This window comes from Bacillus sp. FSL W8-0223 (assembly GCF_038006805.1).
Taxonomy (GTDB): Bacteria; Bacillota; Bacilli; order Bacillales; family DSM-4216; genus Bacillus_O; species Bacillus_O smithii.
Map to the genome: position 1 here is coordinate 3,502,016 of NZ_JBBOVX010000001.1, position 20,929 is coordinate 3,522,944.

Annotated in this window: 22 protein-coding genes; 7 read left to right on the forward strand and 15 right to left on the reverse strand. The window is 42.2% G+C overall.

The features are described from left to right. Window positions 1-197 precede the first annotated feature (197 nt). On the forward strand, window positions 198-1,559 hold the full coding sequence (locus tag NST81_RS16755; protein ID WP_341027798.1) for an IS1182 family transposase: 1,362 nt from the start codon (window positions 198-200) through the stop codon (window positions 1,557-1,559). Between the two features lie 136 nt (window positions 1,560-1,695). On the opposite strand, the gene rbsB is transcribed toward NST81_RS16755, so the two are convergent. From rbsB to NST81_RS16785, 6 genes are all read right to left on the reverse strand, one after another. Then, a complete protein-coding gene (gene rbsB / locus NST81_RS16760) occupies window positions 1,696-2,631 on the reverse strand; it encodes a ribose ABC transporter substrate-binding protein RbsB (RefSeq protein WP_048624267.1) in 936 nt (311 codons plus the stop codon). A 66-nt stretch (window positions 2,632-2,697) separates the two neighbouring features. Then, window positions 2,698-3,648, reverse strand: a complete 951-nt coding sequence (locus NST81_RS16765) for an ABC transporter permease (protein WP_048624268.1) — start codon at window positions 3,646-3,648, stop codon at window positions 2,698-2,700. Continuing rightward, the gene (locus NST81_RS16770; protein WP_048624269.1) at window positions 3,629-5,131 is read right to left on the reverse strand and encodes a sugar ABC transporter ATP-binding protein; all 1,503 of its coding nucleotides are present in this window, start codon (window positions 5,129-5,131) and stop codon (window positions 3,629-3,631) included. Before NST81_RS16770 ends, NST81_RS16765 begins: the two co-directional genes overlap by 20 nt. Window positions 5,132-5,136: 5 nt before the next feature. Then, window positions 5,137-5,544: a D-ribose pyranase gene (rbsD, locus tag NST81_RS16775; protein WP_048624270.1), complete on the reverse strand. Its 408-nt coding sequence runs from the start codon at window positions 5,542-5,544 to the stop codon at window positions 5,137-5,139. Beyond that, window positions 5,541-6,425, reverse strand: coding sequence for a ribokinase (gene rbsK, locus NST81_RS16780; RefSeq protein WP_048624271.1), 885 nt, complete (start codon window positions 6,423-6,425; stop codon window positions 5,541-5,543). The genes rbsD and rbsK overlap by 4 nt, the downstream gene beginning before the upstream one ends. Continuing rightward, window positions 6,425-7,399, reverse strand: coding sequence for a LacI family DNA-binding transcriptional regulator (locus NST81_RS16785; protein ID WP_048624272.1), 975 nt, complete (start codon window positions 7,397-7,399; stop codon window positions 6,425-6,427). The genes rbsK and NST81_RS16785 overlap by 1 nt, the downstream gene beginning before the upstream one ends. 495 nt (window positions 7,400-7,894) lie before the next feature. Here NST81_RS16785 and NST81_RS16790 point away from each other — a divergent pair, with 495 nt between their 5' ends. After that, window positions 7,895-8,590, forward strand: coding sequence for an RsfA family transcriptional regulator (locus tag NST81_RS16790; protein WP_048624273.1), 696 nt, complete (start codon window positions 7,895-7,897; stop codon window positions 8,588-8,590). Between the two features lie 58 nt (window positions 8,591-8,648). Here the strand turns inward: NST81_RS16790 and NST81_RS16795 are convergent, their stop codons facing one another. After that, a complete protein-coding gene (locus tag NST81_RS16795) occupies window positions 8,649-9,494 on the reverse strand; it encodes a lipoate--protein ligase family protein (RefSeq protein WP_327796724.1) in 846 nt (281 codons plus the stop codon). 269 nt (window positions 9,495-9,763) lie between these two features. Between NST81_RS16795 and hemQ the strand changes: the two genes are divergently transcribed. Together hemQ and gerQ are read left to right on the forward strand one after the other, a co-directional pair. After that, window positions 9,764-10,519, forward strand: a complete 756-nt coding sequence (gene hemQ, locus NST81_RS16800; RefSeq protein WP_003354335.1) for a hydrogen peroxide-dependent heme synthase — start codon at window positions 9,764-9,766, stop codon at window positions 10,517-10,519. Between the two features lie 549 nt (window positions 10,520-11,068). Beyond that, entirely contained in the window at window positions 11,069-11,554 is a 486-nt protein-coding gene (gene gerQ / locus NST81_RS16805; RefSeq protein ID WP_327804605.1) for a spore coat protein GerQ, read from the forward strand. Between the two features lie 194 nt (window positions 11,555-11,748). Here gerQ and NST81_RS16810 read toward each other — a convergent pair whose 3' ends face one another. Both NST81_RS16810 and NST81_RS16815 read right to left on the reverse strand, forming a co-directional pair. Next, complete coding sequence (locus NST81_RS16810) at window positions 11,749-12,120, reverse strand: DUF423 domain-containing protein (RefSeq protein ID WP_048624276.1); 372 nt, start codon at window positions 12,118-12,120, stop codon at window positions 11,749-11,751. Window positions 12,121-12,225: 105 nt separating this feature from the next. Continuing rightward, on the reverse strand, window positions 12,226-12,495 hold the full coding sequence (locus tag NST81_RS16815) for a YwdI family protein (RefSeq protein ID WP_048624277.1): 270 nt from the start codon (window positions 12,493-12,495) through the stop codon (window positions 12,226-12,228). A 325-nt stretch (window positions 12,496-12,820) separates the two neighbouring features. Between NST81_RS16815 and speE the strand changes: the two genes are divergently transcribed. Beyond that, window positions 12,821-13,681: a polyamine aminopropyltransferase gene (speE, locus tag NST81_RS16820; RefSeq protein WP_048624278.1), complete on the forward strand. Its 861-nt coding sequence runs from the start codon at window positions 12,821-12,823 to the stop codon at window positions 13,679-13,681. 150 nt (window positions 13,682-13,831) lie between these two features. Here speE and NST81_RS16825 read toward each other — a convergent pair whose 3' ends face one another. The 6 genes from NST81_RS16825 to NST81_RS16850 form a co-directional block, all read right to left on the reverse strand. Continuing rightward, the gene (locus NST81_RS16825) at window positions 13,832-14,515 is read right to left on the reverse strand and encodes a uracil-DNA glycosylase (RefSeq protein WP_003354340.1); all 684 of its coding nucleotides are present in this window, start codon (window positions 14,513-14,515) and stop codon (window positions 13,832-13,834) included. Between the two features lie 279 nt (window positions 14,516-14,794). Next, window positions 14,795-15,811 carry a ThiF family adenylyltransferase gene (locus NST81_RS16830; protein ID WP_003354343.1) on the reverse strand — a complete coding sequence of 339 codons (1,017 nt, stop codon included), beginning with the start codon at window positions 15,809-15,811 and terminating at the stop codon, window positions 14,795-14,797. Window positions 15,812-15,854: 43 nt separating this feature from the next. After that, window positions 15,855-16,088 (reverse strand): molybdopterin converting factor subunit 1, encoded by a 234-nt coding sequence (gene moaD / locus NST81_RS16835; protein ID WP_003354344.1) that lies wholly within the window; start codon window positions 16,086-16,088, stop codon window positions 15,855-15,857. Between the two features lie 71 nt (window positions 16,089-16,159). Further along, window positions 16,160-16,612: a molybdenum cofactor biosynthesis protein MoaE gene (locus NST81_RS16840; RefSeq protein WP_048624280.1), complete on the reverse strand. Its 453-nt coding sequence runs from the start codon at window positions 16,610-16,612 to the stop codon at window positions 16,160-16,162. Then, a complete protein-coding gene (gene mobA, locus NST81_RS16845; protein WP_048624281.1) occupies window positions 16,605-17,222 on the reverse strand; it encodes a molybdenum cofactor guanylyltransferase in 618 nt (205 codons plus the stop codon). The genes NST81_RS16840 and mobA overlap by 8 nt, the downstream gene beginning before the upstream one ends. Before the next feature lie 374 nt (window positions 17,223-17,596). Then, window positions 17,597-18,964, reverse strand: coding sequence for an ISLre2 family transposase (locus tag NST81_RS16850; protein WP_003355652.1), 1,368 nt, complete (start codon window positions 18,962-18,964; stop codon window positions 17,597-17,599). Between the two features lie 527 nt (window positions 18,965-19,491). Here NST81_RS16850 and NST81_RS16855 point away from each other — a divergent pair. Both NST81_RS16855 and bshB2 read left to right on the forward strand, forming a co-directional pair. After that, the gene (locus NST81_RS16855; RefSeq protein ID WP_003354347.1) at window positions 19,492-19,839 is read left to right on the forward strand and encodes a YojF family protein; all 348 of its coding nucleotides are present in this window, start codon (window positions 19,492-19,494) and stop codon (window positions 19,837-19,839) included. Window positions 19,840-19,869: 30 nt separating this feature from the next. Then, window positions 19,870-20,550, forward strand: a complete 681-nt coding sequence (gene bshB2, locus NST81_RS16860) for a bacillithiol biosynthesis deacetylase BshB2 (RefSeq protein ID WP_048624560.1) — start codon at window positions 19,870-19,872, stop codon at window positions 20,548-20,550. The last annotated feature ends 379 nt before the right edge of the window (window positions 20,551-20,929 follow it).

Genomic DNA, 20,929 nt, shown 5'->3' on the forward strand with positions numbered 1-20,929 from the left:
TTTTTCATCCATAAAAAATCGTATCTGCTTTACGAATTCGTTTTATGATCCTGTTTCCCGGCTGTCGGCATCGTCAACAATAAAAAAATCCCCATTTATATGGGGACCTCAGACTGTCGACAAATCCGAAAAAACCGGATTTGCCGACAGTCTTTTTTTGTATAATTAAGATACCGTAATGAATTGAGGTGGATGAAGTGCTAACAAAAAATACACAGATGAATCGTGATCAAATAGAAATGATAGCTTTAGACCAACTTGTACCTGCAGATCATTTGGTTCGTAAAATCGACGCTGCTATTGATTTTTCATTTATCTATTCGCTTGTTCAAGACATGTATTCATCGGAAAGAGGTCGACCAAGTATTGATCCAGTTGTATTGATTAAAATGGCTTTCATCCAATATACCTTCGGTATTCGTTCCATGCGAAAAACTATAGAGGAAATCGAAACGAATCTGGCTTACCGTTGGTTTCTTGGATTTGGTTTTTATGATAAGGTACCTCACTTTTCAACGTTTGGGAAAAACTACGAGCGACGCTTTAAGGATACAGACTTATTTGAACAGATATTCTATCGCATTTTGAAAGAAGCTGCAGATAAGAAGCTGATAAGCAGTGAGCATGTCTTTATTGATTCTACTCATGTCAAAGCGAGTGCGAATAAGCATAAATTTGTGAAGAAAGTGGTTCGAAAAGAAACGAAAGCCTATCAAGCACGTCTACAAGATGAGATAAATGCTGATCGAGAAGCACATGGAAAAAAGCCATTTCCTCCAGATAAATTTGGGAAAGAAGAATATAAAGAAATAAAAGAAAGTACCACTGATCCGGAAAGTGGTTACTACGTAAAAGACGAGCGAACAAAACAGTTTGCTTACTCATTCCATGCTGCTGCGGATCGAAATGGCTTTGTTTTGGGGGCTATTGTAACGCCAGGGAATATTCATGACAGTTCCGTATTGGAGCCACTTCTTGAAAAAGTCATAGAAAAACATGGAAAACCGGCTGTGGTTGCTGCTGACGCTGGATATAAAACTCCCGCCGTTGCCCAATACATATTTGAAAATGATATGACCCCTGCTTTACCTTATACTCGCCCTCGTACAAAGGATGGTTATTTCAAAAAACATGAGTATGTTTACGATGAATACTACGATTGTTATCTTTGTCCGCAAGGACAAGTGTTAAAATATGCAACTACGACGAAGGAAGGCTATCGTCAATATTTTTCTGATCCAGTCCAGTGTAAAGATTGTCCATTCCTTTCGAAGTGCACCCAAAGTAAGGAGCATAAAAAACTGATTCAGCGACATGTATGGGAATTTTATTTAGAGGAAGCTGATCATCTTCGGCATACACAAGAGAATAAGAGCATTTATGCAAGACGGAAAGAAACCATTGAACGTGTTTTTGCTGATGCAAAGGAAAAGCATGGTATGCGTTGGACAACTTTAAGAGGTTTAAAAAAATTGTCCATGCAGGCGATGCTAACTTTTGCTGCAATGAATTTGAAAAAGATGGCTTGCTGGACATGGAAAAGTCCAGCAATAACATAAAATAGACCCCTGGAGGGGTCTATTCCAAACATTTGAAAGCATAAAAGTGACAAAAGGCATCCGAAAGCGCACATTCGGATGCCTTTTGTCTACACTCTGAAATCCCCATTTATATGGGGACCTGAAAAGCAAATATTTATTTCATTTTTGATACGTTCTCTTTTGTAACGAGCTTTAACGGTACAGCAATTTTCTTTTCTACTTTCTTTCCTTGTAAAACATCAATGGCTGCCTGTACGGACTTTTGACCAATCAGTTCCGGCTGTTGAGCCACGGTAGCAGATAATTTCCCTTTTTTGATGGCTTTGATCGCATCGTCATTTCCATCGAATCCAATGACTACAATATCGCGGCCTGAACTTTTGATCGCCTCGATAGCGCCTAATGCCATTTCATCATTATGCGCAAATACCGCTTGAATATTTTTTTGAGCTTGTAAAATATTTTCCATTACATTTAAGCCTTTGGATCGGTCGAAATCGGCAGCTTGCCGCGCGACAATATCCAGTTTTTTATCTGCAATACTATGGAATCCTGCACCGCGTTCACGTGTAGCAGAAGCACCTGGCTGACCTTCAAGTTCAACCACTTTTGCCTTTTCCCCAACTTGATCGATGATATAGTTTGCTGCCATTTTGCCGCCTTTTATATTATCAGAAGCTACAAATGTTGCGACATTTCCCTCGTCAGCTGAACGGTCGATCGTAATAACGGGTATCCCCATTTTATTAGCCGATTTCACAGCAGTCGAAATGGCTGCTGAGTCCGTTGGGTTAATGAGCAAAACGTCAACGCCTTGTTGAATTAAATCTTCGATATTATTGACTTGTTTGGTGGAATCATTTTGGGCATCTACGACTATGACATCCATTCCTTTTTTCTTGGCTTCTTTTAAAATGCCATTTTTTAACGTGACAAAGAATGGGTTATTTAAAGTGGAAATACTGACGCCAATTTTCATGTCTTTTAAATGGTCTTTTTTGGCTGGTTTGGCCCAATTAGGAGGCTCAAGTGAACATGCGCTTAACAAGAGAACGATACACATCATCATTATGCCTGCTAATTTTTTCATTTTGATTTTCTCCTTCAATTACGATGTTATTTTCAAAACTTGATAGGTTTTCAAAAGATTGTTTCCTTATGCTTTTCTCCGATCAATTAAAACCGCTATTAATATGACGACACCTTTTACAACTTGTTGGTAAAAGGAGGAAACCCCCAATAAGTTTAACCCGTTGTTTAATGTTCCAATTATGAGTGCTCCAATTAAAGTTCCGAAAATTCTACCTCTTCCCCCGGATAAACTGGTTCCACCTAAAACAACAGCGGCGATCGCATCCATTTCATAAGCCGTTCCCGCTGTCGGCTCTGCTGAATTTAATCGAGACGTTAAAATCGAACCGGCCAAAGCAGACATCGTACCTGCTAATCCATAAATCATCCATTTTACACGATTGACTTGAATACCAGAAATAATGGCCGCTTTTTCATTACCGCCAATGGCATATGTTTTGCGACCGAATGACGTCTTATGAAGAACAAACCATAAAATGGCGAAGGTAATGATCATCGTAATCGCAGGAACAGGGATTCCCAGAAAGTATCCTTGCCCAAATAATTGAAAGGTGTAATGGTTCCCTAATCCTGTGATAGGGTTGCCGTCTGTGTAAACGAGCGTAAGTCCTCGATAAATCGTCATCGTTGCTAAAGTGGCAATAAAGGGTGCCATTTTTCCTTTCGTAATAAGCAATCCATTAAACATCCCCATGAGCGTACCGAGTAAAACACTAACGATGATGGCCAGAATAGGATCCATGCCTGATACAATCATTCCCGCCATTAAAGCACTTGAAATCGCTAACATCGATCCAACCGATAAGTCAATGCCACCGGTCAAAATAACAAACGTCATTCCAAAAGCAATTAATGCATTAATAGATACTTGTCGCAGTAGATTGAGTATATTTAATGGTGCTAGAAAAGATGGATTTAAAATGGCTACAACTACGAACAATAGAACAAATGCAATCAACGGACCCAATTTTGAGAACACTTGCGACAATGGGCGTTTAGTTGTTTGTGTGTTCATGTAATTTTCCTCCAGTCGCTAACGTCATAATCGTTTCTTGGTCAGCTTCTTTTCCTTGAAGTTCACCTGCGATTTTCCCTTCATGAATGACAAGAATGCGGTCGCTCATCCCTAATATTTCAGGAAGTTCCGAGGAAATCATAATAATCCCCATTCCACGATCGGTTAATTCATTCATGAGCTGGTAAATTTCACGTTTGGCGCCAACATCAATTCCTCTTGTCGGTTCGTCCAAAATTAAAACTTTCGGGCCAATGCCAATCCATTTCGCAATGACCACTTTTTGTTGATTACCGCCTGATAAATTTCCTGCAGCTTCTTCTATTGAAGATGTTTTAATTTTTAAACGCTTGCTCATCATGTCGACGAACTTTTCCTCTTCTTCACTTTGAACGATTCCTTTAGGTGCCAAGCTAAATAAGTTAGGAAGGGAAATGTTTTCTCTAATCGAAAAGTCTAAAATTAATCCTTCCTCTTTTCGGTTTTCCGTTGCAAAAGCCATATGTTTTCGCACAGCATCATATGGATTTTTAATCGTTACTTTTTGGCCGTCTATGAATATTTCCCCTTCATCCAGCGGATCGATGCCGAATAGGCTGCGCATGATCTCTGTGCGTCCCGCACCCATCAAACCGGAAATACCCAAAATTTCCCCTGAACGAAGCGAAAAATGAATGTTTTCGAAGTAGCCTTTTCTTGTTAAATTTTTGACTTCAAACACGATCTTCCCCGGTTTAGGTCGTCTCTCCGGAAAACGATCTTTTAGTTCACGCCCCACCATTTTTTTCACTACTTCATCAAAGTTCGTTTCTTTTATCGGGGAAGTATGGACGGTTTTCCCGTCGCGCATAATGGTAATGCGGTCGCAAATCGTAAAAATTTCCTCCATACGGTGAGAAATGTACACAATCGATACGCCGTCTTTTTTCAAAGATTCCATCAACTGAAAAAGTCTTTGAATTTCCCTGTCTGTTAAAGCAGAGGTAGGTTCATCCATTATGATCACTTTGGCATCGGTCATCAAGGCTTTGGCAATTTCGATCATCTGTTGTTCTCCAACAGAACAAAGACCCGCTTCTTGTTCCAAGGGAAGAGTCATCCCAAGGCGTTTAAAAACATCTTTTGCTAGCGCTTTCATTTTTTTCGTATTTAAAATTCCGAGTTTATTCGTTGCTTCTTTCCCAATAAACAAGTTTTCTAGCACGGTCATTTCCGGCCAAATATTTAATTCTTGGTGAATAAACATGATTCCGGCATCTTCTGCCTCTTTTGGACTTTGAAAATCCGTTTCTTTTCCATCGATGACAATCTTGCCGTTATCTTTTTTATGAAGACCTGTCAAGATGTTCATTAATGTTGATTTTCCGGCTCCGTTTTCCCCCATCAGTGCATGTACTTCGCCGGGTTCTAGCGTAAAATAAACACCATCAAGTACTTTATTAGCACCAAATGATTTATGAATATTTTTCATTTCAATCCGCACTTTTTTCACTCCTTTCCTGTTGAAAAAATGACGCCTGCTTGCAATATACAGTTGGAATAAGGAGTTGCTTCTCCTGTTCGGATGACCGCTTTTGCTTGTTTCATGAACTGTTTCAATTGTTCATGGGAGATAAAATCCACCATTCCGCTAAATTCAGATTCTAAAAATTGAAACTGAGCGGGATTATTCGTTTTGATTTCTTCAGCTGCAATGGCTTTTTCGACGACCATATCATCATGTATGACCTTCACAACCTCTTGAAAGGTAGGAGTTCCGATTTTTATGGCTAAATCAATTTTGGGAATATCTTTTGGCACCGGAAGGCCTAAATCACCGATGACGATCCAATCGGTATGGCCGAGATCCGCAAGGACTTTTGCAATAGAACTGTTCACGATTCCATGTCGTTTCATTTTGCAACCACCCTTTCCACTTCTTCCCGCGTCGGCATTCCACCTTGTGCCCCAAACTTGGTAACCGATAGGGAAGCAGCGCAATTCGCAAATCGCAAGCTTTCTGTTATCGATTTTCTTTCTGCCAAAGCGACTGCAAATGCGGCATTAAACGTGTCCCCGGCTCCTGTCGTATCGACCACATCGACTTTGTAAGACGGAATGACGACTTCCTCTGTTCCGTTATGATAACGCACCCCATGCTCTCCTTCCGTAATGATTAATTTATTCGGTAAAGCGGCAAGCATCTCAGATCGTTCTTTCCCGTCAAATAAAACTTGATATTCATGTTCGTTTGGCGTTAAAAACGTTGCTTTTGATATCACTTCTGGATTAATTTTTCTGGCAGGCGCCGGATTTAAGACAAGCTTCACTTCATTCGAAGCACAAACGTCTGCCACATATTCTACTGTTTCTTCCGGAATTTCTTGTTGAATCAACACTACATCCGCTTTCTTGATGGACTCTAAGGCTATCTCTACATAGTCTGGAGTAATGAAATCATTCGCCCCTTTTACGACAATAATGCTGTTGTTTCCATCCGCCAAAGTAATGTGGGCTGTGCCTGACTCCACGCCTGTAACCGGTTTCACAAAATCGGTTGAAACACCATTTTTTTGTAAATTATCGACGATCAAACTTCCATAATGATCATCACCGACACAACCAATCAATGTCACTTCGGCGCCAAGTCTTGCCGCTGCCACGGCCTGGTTTGCTCCTTTACCGCCCGGCACGGTTTTAAAAGAAGTACCAATAATGGTTTCTCCTGCTTCTGGTCTTCTTGGTGAAGTGACCACTAAATCCATGGACGAACTTCCGACTACCACTATTTTAATCATTAAGACTCCACCTTTCTTGTCGTTTCTCTTTCTATTAATTTTACGGGCAGTTTTATCTGAGTATCCATACATTTTTCTTTTCTTAAAATAGCCAACAAAAGCTTGGCTGCTTCTTCGCCCATTTTATAGGCTGGTTGATGAATGGTGGTTAAGGGCGGAAAAACTAGTTCACTAATGGGGACATCATCGTATCCGATTATTTGCAGATCTTCCGGTATTCTTTTGCCGATTCTCAACGCCTCATGAAGGACAGCGGTTGCCACCACATCATTACATGCCAATATTCCGTCTGTTTTAGGATACTTTTGAAAAACTTCCTTTGCACTGGCTTTTGCTCCATTAAAAGTAAAGGACGTATCCATGACGTAGAAGCAAGCACTGGATTGGCTTAAAACGTCAAGAGCGGCTAGAAAACGTTCTTGTGCAGGACGTATATGCTGCGGTCCTCTTAACACCGTAATCTCTCTGCTCCCGCGTTCCAATAATGTTCTAGCTGCCAATCTCCCTCCTTGCTGATGATTGGAGTAAACAGAAGGAAATTGATCTGTCGTTCGATCGAGCAGCACGACAGGAATTTTTAAATTCAAAAAACGATCTGAATGGATCGTGGATGCAATGATGCCCATTACATGATTTTGAAGAAACGTTTCAATATAACGAAACTCCTTTTCCATATCTTCATCGCTGTTGCCAACGATCAAACGATATCCCTCATGTTGAACAGCATCTTCCACACCACGGGCTAATTCGGGAAAAAAAGGATTCGTGATATCTGGAAGCAAAAGACCGATTAGTTTGGATTCCCGCTTGTATAAAGATCTAGCCACTTCATTCGGCTTGTAGTTAAGCTTTTGAATGACTTCCAGAACTAATTTTTTCGTATCCTCCTGTACATATCCGCTCTTGTTTAAAACACGGGAAACCGTTGCTACAGAGACCCCCGCCTCTCTCGCAACGTCTCTAATCGTCACCAATTGGTTTCACCTCTACGAAAACTGTAACCGTTTACATATATCTTACTCTTTCATGCTAAAAAGTGCAATCCTTAATTTTTTGTAAAAAAATCATGATAAATTAGTTTGTTCTCTTTCTCCAAGTTGAACGAATACATTCTCTCTTAAAACGGCTTTGCTTGCTCAGAATTTTTTAATGAACTCGAAATAGCCTCGTTCTTTTGGAAGGTTGATAAGGTTGATCTTCCCGGTCTCATGAATGCCTTCTTCTTAGCAGAGTGATTTCTTTTTGATCACCAATAAAACAAAGAAAAATTTTGCCATTAATCCTTCATTCCCAAAATCCGCAGAGTGATGATTGTCGCCGAAACGGTCATTTACTCTCCTTTTTTCGCCGTCCAAAATTCCATATCAAACTATTACTCAAAATATTTTCTTGCAAATGTATAAAACTATTCGTTATTGACCAAGATGTAAATAAGAAAAAAACATTTTTACAAAAGGGAGTTGAGAACCATGAAAACACGCCAGGATGCCTGGACTGAAGAAAATGATCTGCTTTTAGCAGAAACTGTACTGCGTCATGTAAGAGAAGGAAGCACTCAATTAAACGCTTTTGAGGAAGTTGGGGACAAGTTAAACCGGACGTCTGCTGCTTGCGGCTTTCGCTGGAACGCTGTCGTCCGCCATCAATATGAAAAAGCTCTTCAGCTTGCGAAAAAGCAGCGAAAACAGCGGCAAAGGCTGTTAGGCAAAGACCAAGGAGGCAAAAAGAAACTTCTTTATCAGCCGCCTGTGCCTTCCATAGAGGAAGTGGAAGCGATGTCCCTGCCCGTGGCAAACGATAATCTAAAAACCGGAGAACAAGAAGCGGCATTGCCTGCCGTTATCGCACCAAGCGGTGAAATCACGCTGGAAAAAGTCATTGCATTCTTGCAAAACATGACCCATTCCAACTACCACGCAGATATTTTAAAAAGCGAGAATGCCAGATTGAAGCAGGAAATTGCGACCTTAAAGCAAGAAAAAGAAGAATTGGAAAAGAAAGTGAAAGAACTAGAAAAAAATTCTATGATTATGCAAGAAGACTACGAAACTTTAATAAAGATTATGAACCGCGCCCGCAAACTAGTCTTGTTTGAAGACGAGGAACCCGCTCCGACTACTTTTAAAATGGATCGAAACGGAAATTTAGAAAAAGTGGCTGAATGATTATAGAAAGATCTGTCCTCCGCCGATGCTTTGGCGTTGAGGACGGATCTTTTTTGCATTAGCAGGAGGCAGCCAAGAGCTTTTCGTTGCGTTCAGTTACCCGATTTAAGTAGTACTGATAGAGCTCTATTTCTTCCCCTTCCAATTGGCTCATATAAAGGGTTTCACTGACCGTTTTTAATGCCGTGAAAAATCGGGTCATCACTTTCGTCATCGATAAAGCTGGGTCGATTAACTCAGCGAGGGAGGCCATCACTTCCGGCCGAATTTCGGGGTACTCCCACTTGGTTACAACGTCTTTTTTCCCAGCTTGGTAAAATTTTCGAATCAACTCCGCTCGTTCTGCCCCGCTTCCGGTGACGCCTATATAAATTTGGACGGCAACGCCATTTTTTATTCGTCTTTGCGATATCCCGGCAAACTTTTTTCCGCGAATGCTCAAATCATAGCTTCCGGGACAGTAAGAACCTATGATTTCTCTCGCTTCGATTTCTTCAGGATAATCGTGAAACATTAATTGAACCAGCTTCCACACGGCATCATACCCTCTATCAATATCGATGCCTTTTTCCGTATCCGGAAATATTAAAGAAAGATTTAAAACTCCTTCATCAAGCAATACAGCCAGTCCGCCCGAGTTTCGGACAATATAGCGGTAGCCCGCATTTTCTAAGACTCTTAAACCATCTTGAAGAAAAGGAAGTTTCGTATCTTGGGTGCCAAGAACTACCGTCTGATGGTGAACCCACGCTCTTGCAGTCGCAGGGGAAGCACCTGCTCCAACGGAAGTGCAAAGCGTATCATCAGCCGCGAACGATTGCAAAGCGTCAAACATCGGCCCTAAACTCGATTGGTCGATAATCCTCCACGCTTTCTGTTGTAATAGAGCCAAAGCATTACTCATCAAAAAATTCTCCTTCAGTCATCGTTTCGTGATCCTATTATATCACCGCTATTTCACGGATGGAAAGAATAGAATGCGATTGTTCGCCTGCCTAAAATAAAGGTCCACTTCTAGGAAATTTTCGGTTTCTCTCATTGTAATCCCACTTTCTAAATGAAGCTTCAAGAATTAGCCACAACTGCACAGGTTTCTTTTCAGATGAATAGGGACAAACTATGGTATATTAAAAAAAGAGAAAGTTGAAGCATTTTGAATAGGAGTTGATATCGTTGAGTGAAGCTGCGCAAACACTGGACGGCTGGTACGTCCTTCATGATTTTCGAACCATCGATTGGGCCCTGTGGAAAACTCTTTCCAGCGAAGAACGTCAATTAGCTCTGGCTGAACTTAACCGTTTCTTAGAAAAATTAGAAAAAACACAAGCTGAACAAAAAGGCAGCCATGCGCTCTACTCCATCGTGGGGCAAAAAGCCGATATAATGCTTATGACATTGCGCCCAACAATGGAAGAATTGAACGAGCTGGAAAATGAATTTAATAAACTAACAATCGCGGAGTTTACGATCCCGAGCTACTCATATGTATCCGTCGTGGAACTAAGCAACTATCTCCCTTCTGATTCCGATGAAGATCCATATGAAAATCCATATGTGCGTTCTCGGCTTTATCCCATTCTGCCAAAATCGAAATACATTTGCTTTTATCCAATGGACAAACGCCGGCAAGGAAACGACAACTGGTATATGCTTCCAATGGAAGAACGCCGTGAATTGATGAGAAGCCACGGATTAATCGGACGTAAATATGCCGGCAAAGTCAAACAAATTATTTCCGGTTCGGTCGGTTTTGACGATTACGAATGGGGAGTTACCTTATTTGCCGACGATGTTCTCCAATTTAAAAAATTGGTCTATGAAATGCGTTTTGATGAAGTAAGCGCCCGCTACGGCGAATTCGGTTCATTCTTCGTCGGTCCGTTGTTGGAAAAAGAAAAACTTCCTCAATTTTTTCATATCAATGAATAAATCGAGATAGGTCCTTAAGAGCCAAACTCTTAAGGACCTTTTTCTTTCTCTCCGTTTATGAAAACCTGTATTCTTTCCCCCTAAAAAACTTTGTCGCAAAATTTGTACAATTCATTAAGAAAGCTGTTCATTTTTTGAAGATGCTTGCATAAGTATGAAAATGGGCTATTTCATTAAAAAACATAAAGACGCTCTTCAAAAAGTGAGGTGAAATACAGAAAAACTGCCTATAGCGAAGATGGTGCTTTTTCTGTCTGTTTTATAGGAAAGGTAAGCCTATAATCCATAAAAGATGGATGTTCCAATGCCATTGCTTTCCTGTTTGCAACTGATAAGACCTATTGGCAGCGCCATGCTTCCAACCTCCGAAGACATATCAGAAGAGCCAGAAATAGAAAATGGTTGGCAAAAGAACCATTTCACCCGTCAACTAAAAAGTGGTTGTTTCATGAACAGTTTCCTGAATAGAACCAGGCAGGTCTATTCCTTTTACTTTCTATTAAACCTCTTGCCCAAGGTGTATGAATATTAGAATAAGGAGGATCTCGAATGAGGCAACAACCAAGTGGTAACCAACAAGTGTATTATACTTATCCGCAAGGATATCCGGCTCAAGCGGTCCAGCCAAGCCCATATCCTCATGTACCCTTTTACCCTGGAGCGAGCCAGCAACAGCAGCAAGTAGGAGGTGCTGCTCCAAGCCAACAAACTCCAACCAGCGTCGCTCAATATATTCCGGGAATGCTTCCCCTAGAGCAATCGTATATTGAAAATATTTTACGGCTGAATAAAGGGAAACTCGTCACCGTATATATGACATTTGAAAACAATCGAGAATGGAATGCCAAAATCTTCAAAGGAGTTATCGAGGCAGCCGGCCGCGATCATCTTATTATAAGCGATCCGCAAACAGGCACACGCTATTTGCTTCCTATGGTATACGTGGACTACATTACATTTGAAGAACCGATTGAGTATGAATATCCGTTTGCAGGCGGAGGCGGCGGACCAGGCGGATCGTACCAGCCAAGATAACGTGCCCTTTATTGGGGTGTTTTAAGCGTGATGATCCTGCTCGTTTAACGATTCAAATGCATGATTTCTATCCCTAGCTTCGCGGATATCACAAGCACAAAACAGAAACAATCAAAAAAAGAAGAGGCCCCTACAAAAGCGGATGGGATCGCCTCTTCCTTTTAATATTTGATTGTATTGACAATCCAATCTTTTTACATCCACTTGGTTGCTGCCAAAACAAGCAAAAACCAACCTATTAAAAACGAGATCCCGCCTAAAGGAGTAATGGCCCCCAAAATATGAATTTTCGTCAAACTGAGTACATACAAACTTCCCGAAAAGAGCACAATTCCAATAAACAAAAGCCATCCCGACCAAGAAATAAGTGAACTAGCCGGATATTTTCCCGCTAAAATGGCGACAATCAACAGCCCAAGTGCATGAAACATTTGATATTGGACGCCGGTTTTCCAAATATCCATATACTTTTGTTCCAATTTTCCTTCCAGTCCATGTGCGCCAAACGCCCCCAACGCCACAGCCAGCAGTGCATTAATAGCCCCTATTATGACAAAAATTTTCATCCTGTTCCCTCTCCCTTCAAGGTTTTGCTGCCACTTATCTATACAGCCATCTGCTTAAAAAGCATTTTAGTGTTTCCATCTCCGGGTCCAGCGGCAAAAAATTCGTTAAAAATCAAAAATGGAATCTCCGTTGGCTCCATCATCCGTTTCCAGCTTGTTTCCTTGCAAAGGCAAAGCCCTTTCTTCAGCAGGACTGACAGGCGTGCTGTTCTCTTCCAAAAATGCCGCAGGGTTCAATTGTGAATCGAGCACAACTTCACACAGAGTTTTTATGGTATAAAGATGCTGATATAATGCATCGCTATTTTCTTCTTGGCGCGCCTTTTTTGTTTCCTCTTCAATTTTCTTTAAAAGTTGATAATGGCTGATCTGCAAAATCTCCACCTCCCTAAGCCCATTTTTAAACCCTTCTCTGTTTCACGGATTAAAAGTCCTCTATTGGCTTTATCGGTATGCTTTCAAAATGAAAAGGACATCATAATTCCATTATGATCGTTCTGAAATATGTAATTCAAGCGAAAAAATTCTTCTGTAAATCGTCGCCACTTTTTCAAATAATCCGTAAAACAAGGCCCGAAAACCGAGTATTTTCACAGTATGCTTTGTTTTGCTACAATATGGGTCGTATAGATCTATTCTATCAAAACAGGTCTAATTTTTACATTTGTATGGGAATCAAAAAAGAAAGGAGACGATCATGATGAACACTAATCTCGAATGGCTGCAAGAAATAGACGGGAGCCTATGGCTGACAGAAAATGACCGAAATACGCTGAAAATCAGTTATAAACTAAAAGAGATTCTTTTCTCAGAACAATCCCCCTATCAACATGTCATGATTGTAGATTCGTATGATTTCGGAAGAATGCTGGTTTTAGACGGGGTTGTACAAACGACTTCCTTGGATGGACACATTTATAATGAAATGATTACCCATGTTCCTATTCTGCTTCATCCCCATCCTAAAAAAGTGCTCATTATCGGAGGCGGCGACTGCGGCGCAGCAAGAGAGGCAGCCAAACATCCCGGCATCGAACAAATCGATATGGTGGAAATTGACGAACTGGTAGTGAAATCTTGCAAACAATATTTACCGGATGTTTCAGGGAACTTATCCGATCCCCGCGTTCAATTTATTTTTGAAGACGGGATTGAATTCGTGAAAAATCGCCAAGACGAATATGATGTGGTCATCATTGACTCCTCCGATCCTGTCGGGCCCGCAGAAGCATTATTTACACATGACTTTTATGCAAGCGTAGAAAAAGTATTAAAAAAAGACGGCATTATAGTATGTCAAAGTCAATCTCCTTTGTTCCATCAGGAGATTCTTAAACAAACGTTTGATCATATTCAAAATTTATTCCCTTATGCCGGTGTCTATAAAGCTGTTGTTCCAACCTACCCAGGAGGAATGTGGAGTTTTACGCTAGGATCAAAAGTCTATCCGATTGATACTAACAGCAAACAAGTACCTAACCTTGATACCAAATATTTCAACGCCGAAATTTTCCAAAGCTGTTTTCTTCTCCCTCAGCAAATGAAAAACCTGCTGAAATAAACTTCTTTCTATATCCATGCATGCAAGAAAAGCTGGAAATTCACAATAGATTCGTTTGGATGATAAAAAATCCTTCAAGCATTTTGTCGAAATGTTTCACGTGAAACATTTCGACTTTTGTTGTTATTTGTCAAAAGAATGAAAGATGGTTTATGAAAGATTGGGAATTTGCCAGTCAATTTCTGTCTCACCTATTTCCCGCAAAAAGCGATTTGCTTTTGAAAACGGACGGCTGCCAAAAAATCCTCGGTTTGCGGACAATGGACTAGGATGCGGCGAGCGGATGATAAAATGCTTCGTCTGATCAATCAGCGGCAATTTGCTTTGAGCCGGACGCCCCCACAAAATAAATACCGCCGGTTTTTCTCGATTATTGATGAGCGAAATCACCCGATCGGTAAATTGCTCCCATCCTTTTCCGCGGTGAGAATGGGCTTCTCCTTGGCGAACCGTTAAAACTGTATTTAACAGCAAAACGCCTTGGCGCGCCCAAGGGATCAAACAGCCGTTATCAGGAATATAGCAGCCTAGATCATCATGCAATTCTTGAAAAATATTTTTTAAAGAAGGAGGGATTGGAACATTCGGTTTGACTGAAAAACTTAAACCGTGGGCCTGATTAGGTCCATGATAAGGATCTTGCCCTAAAAGCACTACTTTTACGTTCTTGTAGGGAGTAAAATGAAGGGCATTGAAAATATCATACATGTCCGGATAAACAATTCTTGTTTGATATTCTTTTTTTAAAAATTCACGCAAGCGTAGATAATATTCTTTTTCAAATTCTTCCTCCAATAACGGAGCCCAGTCATTGGATAGAATTTTCTTTTTCATTCGTTCCCACCTTTGCCTTTTCCATGAAATGTTTATTCTTGATTCAACTATACCTTATCAATTTTTGTCGAAAAGCGCTACTTCCAACGAGCAAAGAAGGATTCGGTTATCTTCGCCATCAAAAAATTTTTCGAAGTTGCTGTATACACAACAGAAAGCGCATCATCAGAAAAATAAAGATTTCAAAAAATTTTTCAAACATTCGTTTAAGAAAAATACAAAAGTAAAAGAGCGGCCGGATGTTGAAACGGGCCGCCGTTTGTTTATGTTCATTAACAGCTATCCTAAAAGAGTTTGATAGATTTTTTTTGCCGTGGCTTCATCTTTCGTGCCGTGAATCAAAGCTCTGCCATCTTGAAATAAAACGATGCGAAGATCCTCTTTTTCAATGGATAATAAATAAGGATTCCCCTCTACATTCCAGCCTGCTCTTCTCCATTGAAGAGCGAGTGCAGATAGCTCCATGTCTCGTTTTTTCCCCGGCCTTACCTGCACTGTGTCCCTTCCGCAAAGAACAGTTGTTTTTGTGCGTGCTTCCCGCGACAAGAAAGGATAAGCAGGCTGTGCCCCGCAAGATAAGCAGCTTTCATCCTTTAATGCCCCCGCTTTGATTTCCAAATGATCGTTTTTCCAAAGATCAAAGCTTACAAAAGACGGACGCAAATCTTCTTGATGGTCGGTTAAAATCTTCAACGCTTCCGCCGACTGATAAGCAGCCACCATTTGAACAGCCGGTCCGATCACTCCCACCGTGTCGCAAGTCAATCCTTGCATCGGCATTTGCTTTAATAAGCATTGAAGACAGGGAGTTTTTCCGGGAACAATCGTATAAGTCATTCCAAAACTTCCCACACAAGCTCCAAAAATCCAAGGAATTCGATATTTTTGGGAAATGTCATTGATTAAAAAACGAGTTTCAAAGTTATCCGTACCGTCCAATATGAGATCGACTTCCTGCGCCAACTCTTCCAGCAATGCAGCATCTGCCTCGCCGACAATGGAATTTACATCAATGAGACCATTGATCTCTCCAAGCCTTTTTTCTGCCGCGGCCGCTTTTGGCCAGCGCATGCGAGCATCTTCCTCACTATATAAATGCTGCCGTTGCAAGTTGCTTTCTTCCACGTAATCGCGATCAATGACGGTCATCCGGCCTACTCCCGCTCTAGCCAATATTTCGGCTGTTGCAGAACCTAAAGCTCCAGTCCCCACGATCAAAACATGCTTTTGGGAAAGCTTCTTCTGTCCTTCTCTCCCAATTGGTTCAAACAGTATTTGCCGGGAATACCGTTCCATTGCTGCACCTTCTTTCCGTTAAAATAGCATCCTGTGGCGCTTGTTATCCCCCGCTAACAGGTGGAATAAAGGCAACGACATCTCCCTCTTTTACTCTGTAGTCTTCCGGAACGAATTCTTCATTGACAGCTGTCATAGCAGAATCGAGCCGGCTGGCGTGAAACTGTTCCACCACTTCTTTTTTTATTTGTTTGATCGTTTTTCCGGCTCCTTCTATTTCTGCTTCGGATTGCCCCGTTTCTTCACGAAGATGAGCAAAAAATAAAATACGAATCATCCTACATCCTCCATTTCTTCCTTCATGCCTGCATTGCTTGCACGTTTACTTCATCCATTTCACCAGGGACATTATGATTCCTGCGGTGGTTTCCCATCGGAATAAGCAATCGTGCCTTGCTGATTTCCAATCCACTCTTCTCCGTCTTCCCAATGCTCTTTTTTCCAAATCGGCACCATTTCTTTTATTCTTTCAATAGCATAGCGGTTTGCCTCATAGGCGTCCTTCCGATGCGGAGTGGAAACAGCAATCGCTACCGCAATATCAGAAATGTCCAGCCGGCCGATTCGATGCACGATCGCCGTTTTAGCCCCCGGCCATCTTTTTTCAATTTCCTCTCCAATTTGTCTCAATTTCTTTTCTGCCATGGATTCATAGGCTTCATATTGCAAATAAAGGGTCTTTTTCCCGTTTGTCAATTCTCTTACCGTACCTAAAAACGTCACAACCGCACCTGCTTCAGGCCGGACCACCTGCTGGACTACCTCTTCCATTTTGATTGGCTGTTTTGTAATCTTAAACATCGTTTCTTTTCATTCCTTTTATTATCGTTTTCACCACTTTGAACGATTCGGGATCATTCATATTCCAAAAAGCATTCGCATATTCTGCTTTTAAAGCATCAGGAACATCGTGTTCCGCCACGATCTTCATATCCAACAAGCGGAGGAATTCTTTCAAACGATATTGCTTGCGCTTAAGCTGAATTTTGGCCGCTTCTTTCGCTGATGTCTTATAAACAGCGAATAAAGGATGAAGAATCCCATCCGTCATAGGGATAATGGCATCTTGATCGGTCTTTGCCAATTCGTCTATCATCCATTTCCCGATACGTCTGGAAGCGAACGGCATATCACAAGCCACAAACAAGTTCATCTCCGTATCCGAATGAAGAAGACCCGTATAAATTCCTGCAAGCGGCCCGCATCCTCGAAAAGACGCATCGTCTGGCAGCTGGGGAAGATCCATAGAATAAGAATGACTGCCCGTCAGCAACACCATTTTAGAAGTCAACGGTTGAAACTCATCCTTTAATCGCTCCAGCATGGTTTTCCCATCGACTTCCAAAAGTGCTTTATTCATCCCCATTCTGGTCGATTGACCGCCAGCCAACAAAAACACCGTTGTTTCCACTTGTCTCGTTCCCCTCTATTGCGCTGCTTACATTGAAGATTCACAAAATGAAAATCACAGATTAAAATTTATTCCGATGGTTTTTGCCTCTTTGACAAATAAACATTCTTCCCAATAGTGTAATGTAGCGTTGCATCCGTTCAAAAGTTACATGAACATCTTTCAGTTGTTCTTTTTCCTTGATTTTACTATATCGTTAAACAACGAACAAACCTTTTGACAGAAAAGAGTCAGTCAAGACTTTGTGGGAATTTTTTTGGTTCGCTGAAAATAGATGTAAGTCATAGGTTAGCGAACCATTTTTTTGAATTTCATCCGTAAGCGCTTTCGGACTCTCATCCCTTGCCATGACAGACGAATATGTATACCTTTTTTTACCATCCCTTGAATTCAGACAGGGCATGATAGATCGGAGTCCCGGACGATTGCTGTAAATATGGCACGTTATTCCGCGTTACCTCTGGAAGAAGACGGCGGATGCGTTGTTTCGCCTTGTTCACGATCGTCTGTTTGGTAGATGCCGTTTCCTCCGCCGGATGCGACGATTCTTCTCCTAAACGATGTCCGAAAAGACGAATCCCATCCATCCGGGCAATCATTGCCTTGAAAAACGCCCTGAGTCCCTTGTCTGTCCAACTGCGGCGGTATTTCACCCGATACGCCAGCTGGCTCATCACGCTTTCAGCCCTCCCCATCGGATACATGCCCGTTGTGTCCACTCCTTGCTCCTTCAGCCATTCCCGGTAATCACGGATGCATCCCGGCATCGATTCGATCCGGTGGATCAAGGCAGCCAGCTGTTGTTCTTTCGCTTCGTCCCCCAGCGTGCCGAGGGCGCTGTTCAGTTCCACAAGCAGCTTCTCTTCATCCTGCTTCGCCAGCTTTTGCCGAATCGCCTGCCACCGTGGATGGCCCGAGAGGCATTGGCGCAACTCACGCGCCACGTGGAATCGATCCAATTGGAAGCAGACCCGTCCTTTGAAATACTCCCGGCACGCGGTAATCCATGGAGCGCCGTCCCCGTTGATGACAAGAAGATCCCGACACGGATCATAGGCATATTCGTTCATCAAAAATTCCTCGAAGCCTTCCCACACCTCCCCCTTGCCTTCATGGACGTAATGGCGCTGATTCACGAATTCGATCCGTGAGCCGTTGCGCTTCCATCCTTCGTGAACGGTCAGGATTTTGTCTTCCTTGGCCCGTTTTCCCTTCCCTTGGAGAGAGACAAACAGTCCATCGGCCTCCACAAACAGCACCCGTCCATATCGCTGGTCAACCGGGCAGTGCAGCGGAACTTCAGCCTCGAGCACCAACTGGCGGATCGTCTCATGGCTCATCACCGGATACCCGACCATCTGGGCAAGCGTATGAGCCGCTTTGCGATAGGAAGAGCACTCCACAGCCAATCCCATCGCCGTTTCTTCTAGACAAGGGCTGATTGACTGCGATCCATCAAACGCTAAAAAGGAATCAAGCAAAAACGTGTAACGGTTTTGTTCTCGGTCTAAATAGTAGTTTCGCTCAAAGGTAACTTCGCCAAACAAGGTTTGAATCGTGGTGCGTCGTTTGTCTTTCAAGTGGTACCGGCGCTTGTCCCGGGTTTCCGCCAATTGTCGGTCGATGTCCTCCAACAGAGCCGTAAACAGCTCGGTGAAGGCGTTTTGCAAGGCTCGAAACAAATCAAGTTCGATCTCTTTCCATGTCAACGAATTTGTGGTAAGATGTTGTTGAATATTCATGGGACTCTCTCCTCCTGTTTGATGGTGTGAACAATGATCATCTTACCAGGGAGAGAGTCCTTTTTTCATGTTTCCTGCTTGGGATCCTACCGCGCTTTGCTTGGTGGCCCCGATGAGGGGATTGCGAACCTACGTTCCCAACCCCCTCATCGGGGAATTCTAAGAATTTCTCCCACAAACATTTTACTCACACGACAGAAAACGCTTTATTTTTCCGACAGCGTCAAAACGTCCAAAAGTATTTTCTCCCACAGCGGCATATGGAAACGATCAGAACTTGTGTAAGCGGAAGCCTTTGCGGTCAGCCGCCGAATTTCGGACTCTGTTCACTCGTCAGCAACGCTTCTATAGTAAGCACCGTTTGAAAAGAAGTTCAAACAATTAGTGTGAAAGAAAAGAAATTTAGAAGGGGACAATCGACCGTTACGAACATTTTGCAGAGAGTCTTTCATTGCCCAACTCTTTTCGCAATTCTATCTGTTTTCTAGTACAATGAATCTATATATTTTTGTATAGAGGTGAAGAAAATGGAGCCGATTCTCGCTGACAAGGTCCAAGAATATATCAATCAATTCGCCGGCAAAGATGTGTATATCCATGTGGAAACGACGAACGGCGCTTATGCTTCTCATTTTAACGAAGGCTTTTTTTCGGCCGGTTGTTTTATCCGGAATGCCAAAGTAAACTATGAACATGGCAAAATCGCAGGAACAGGTCCATATCGGATCGGTTTGAAGTTGGATCTCGGATGGATTTACGTAGAAGGCCTCACCCATTTTGAACTGGATGACCAAGGACGACTGCTTCTTTCGGGGCATGGCCATGACGGAAAATTAGCGGCTGCTTTGGAAATCAGCCACACACCGTTCGACTAAGGAAAGGAGCGATTTTAGAACATGAACAAAATCGAAAAAGAGCGTCATGTGCTGGTTATTTATCCACATCCGGATGATGAAGCACTGGGGGTTTCAGGAACACTTGCCATTTATGCGAAAAACAACGTTCCTATCACCTATGCGTGTCTGACATTGGGCGAAATGGGAAGAAATTTAGGCAATCCGCCGTTTGCTACTCGAGAAACATTGCCCAAAGTCCGTAAAAAGGAACTCGAGAAAGCAGCTGAAGTGATCGGCATTCAAGATTTGCGAATGATGGGGCTTCGCGATAAAACGGTGGAATTTGAAGATGACGAAAAAATGGTCAAACTGGTGACTGATTTAATCGAAGAACTGAATCCATCGTTGATCATTACTTTTTATCCCGGCTACTCCGTCCACCCGGACCATGAAGCTACCGGACGTGCGGTTGTAAGAGCGGTGCGCCGAATTCCAGTGGAAAAACGGCCGAAGCTATACTGCACAGCCTTTTCCAAAGACTGCGAAAGAAATCTAGGTGAACCCGATATTGTAAACGATATTCGTGAAGTACAGGATATCAAGATCGCTGCTTTAAAAGCGCATATCTCCCAAACCGCTTGGATGCTGAAGGGATTGGAGGAAAGCATAGCTCAAAACAATCCGATCAGCGAACGGTTAACAACAGAACGTTTATGGAGCTATCAATGGGATCGTGACGAAGTAGATTGATCCTATCTTTGTCATAAACGCTCGTCAAAGAGCAGCACTTTGCCTTTCATCTCTAAGCGATTGTTTTATTTTAAAAAGGCAATGATCGCAAGAAAGAGTTCGATCGCAACCAATACCTATCAAACCAATTCTACACAAAAAAGCCAGCCCACTTCTTTCACGTTGGTACTGGCTTTTATTATTTTTCTTATCCACTCATCGCCTGCATCAAAACAGGAAAGAACCGATCCTATGTAAACTCTTTGGAGCGTCTTCTCTTTGACTTTGATCATCATCCCTTAATGAGGCGCCATGAGCTGGATGAAGATAGTGAACTACCCGCTACCTACGCTTCGCTTAGAGGTGGAGGCTTCTAAGGTAATCGCACCTAACGGTACGA

What these genes read in the sequence shown, in the direction of transcription:
- rbsD (WP_048624270.1), bottom strand. Translation starts at nt 5,544, where the DNA reads ATGAAACGACATGGAATCGTGAACAGTTCTATTGCAAAAGTCCTTGCG.
- NST81_RS16765 (WP_048624268.1), bottom strand. Translation starts at nt 3,648, where the DNA reads ATGAACACACAAACAACTAAACGCCCATTGTCGCAAGTGTTCTCAAAA.
- NST81_RS16850 (WP_003355652.1), bottom strand. Translation starts at nt 18,964, where the DNA reads ATGAATATTCAACAACATCTTACCACAAATTCGTTGACATGGAAAGAG.
- NST81_RS16840 (WP_048624280.1), bottom strand. Translation starts at nt 16,612, where the DNA reads ATGTTTAAGATTACAAAACAGCCAATCAAAATGGAAGAGGTAGTCCAG.
- speE (WP_048624278.1), top strand. Translation starts at nt 12,821, where the DNA reads ATGAACACTAATCTCGAATGGCTGCAAGAAATAGACGGGAGCCTATGG.
- rbsB (WP_048624267.1), bottom strand. Translation starts at nt 2,631, where the DNA reads ATGAAAAAATTAGCAGGCATAATGATGATGTGTATCGTTCTCTTGTTA.
- gerQ (WP_327804605.1), top strand. Translation starts at nt 11,069, where the DNA reads ATGAGGCAACAACCAAGTGGTAACCAACAAGTGTATTATACTTATCCG.
- NST81_RS16790 (WP_048624273.1), top strand. Translation starts at nt 7,895, where the DNA reads ATGAAAACACGCCAGGATGCCTGGACTGAAGAAAATGATCTGCTTTTA.
- rbsK (WP_048624271.1), bottom strand. Translation starts at nt 6,425, where the DNA reads ATGATTAAAATAGTGGTAGTCGGAAGTTCGTCCATGGATTTAGTGGTC.
- NST81_RS16795 (WP_327796724.1), bottom strand. Translation starts at nt 9,494, where the DNA reads ATGAGTAATGCTTTGGCTCTATTACAACAGAAAGCGTGGAGGATTATC.
- moaD (WP_003354344.1), bottom strand. Translation starts at nt 16,088, where the DNA reads ATGATTCGTATTTTATTTTTTGCTCATCTTCGTGAAGAAACGGGGCAA.
- NST81_RS16855 (WP_003354347.1), top strand. Translation starts at nt 19,492, where the DNA reads ATGGAGCCGATTCTCGCTGACAAGGTCCAAGAATATATCAATCAATTC.
- NST81_RS16810 (WP_048624276.1), bottom strand. Translation starts at nt 12,120, where the DNA reads ATGAAAATTTTTGTCATAATAGGGGCTATTAATGCACTGCTGGCTGTG.
- NST81_RS16825 (WP_003354340.1), bottom strand. Translation starts at nt 14,515, where the DNA reads ATGAAAAAGAAAATTCTATCCAATGACTGGGCTCCGTTATTGGAGGAA.
- NST81_RS16830 (WP_003354343.1), bottom strand. Translation starts at nt 15,811, where the DNA reads ATGGAACGGTATTCCCGGCAAATACTGTTTGAACCAATTGGGAGAGAA.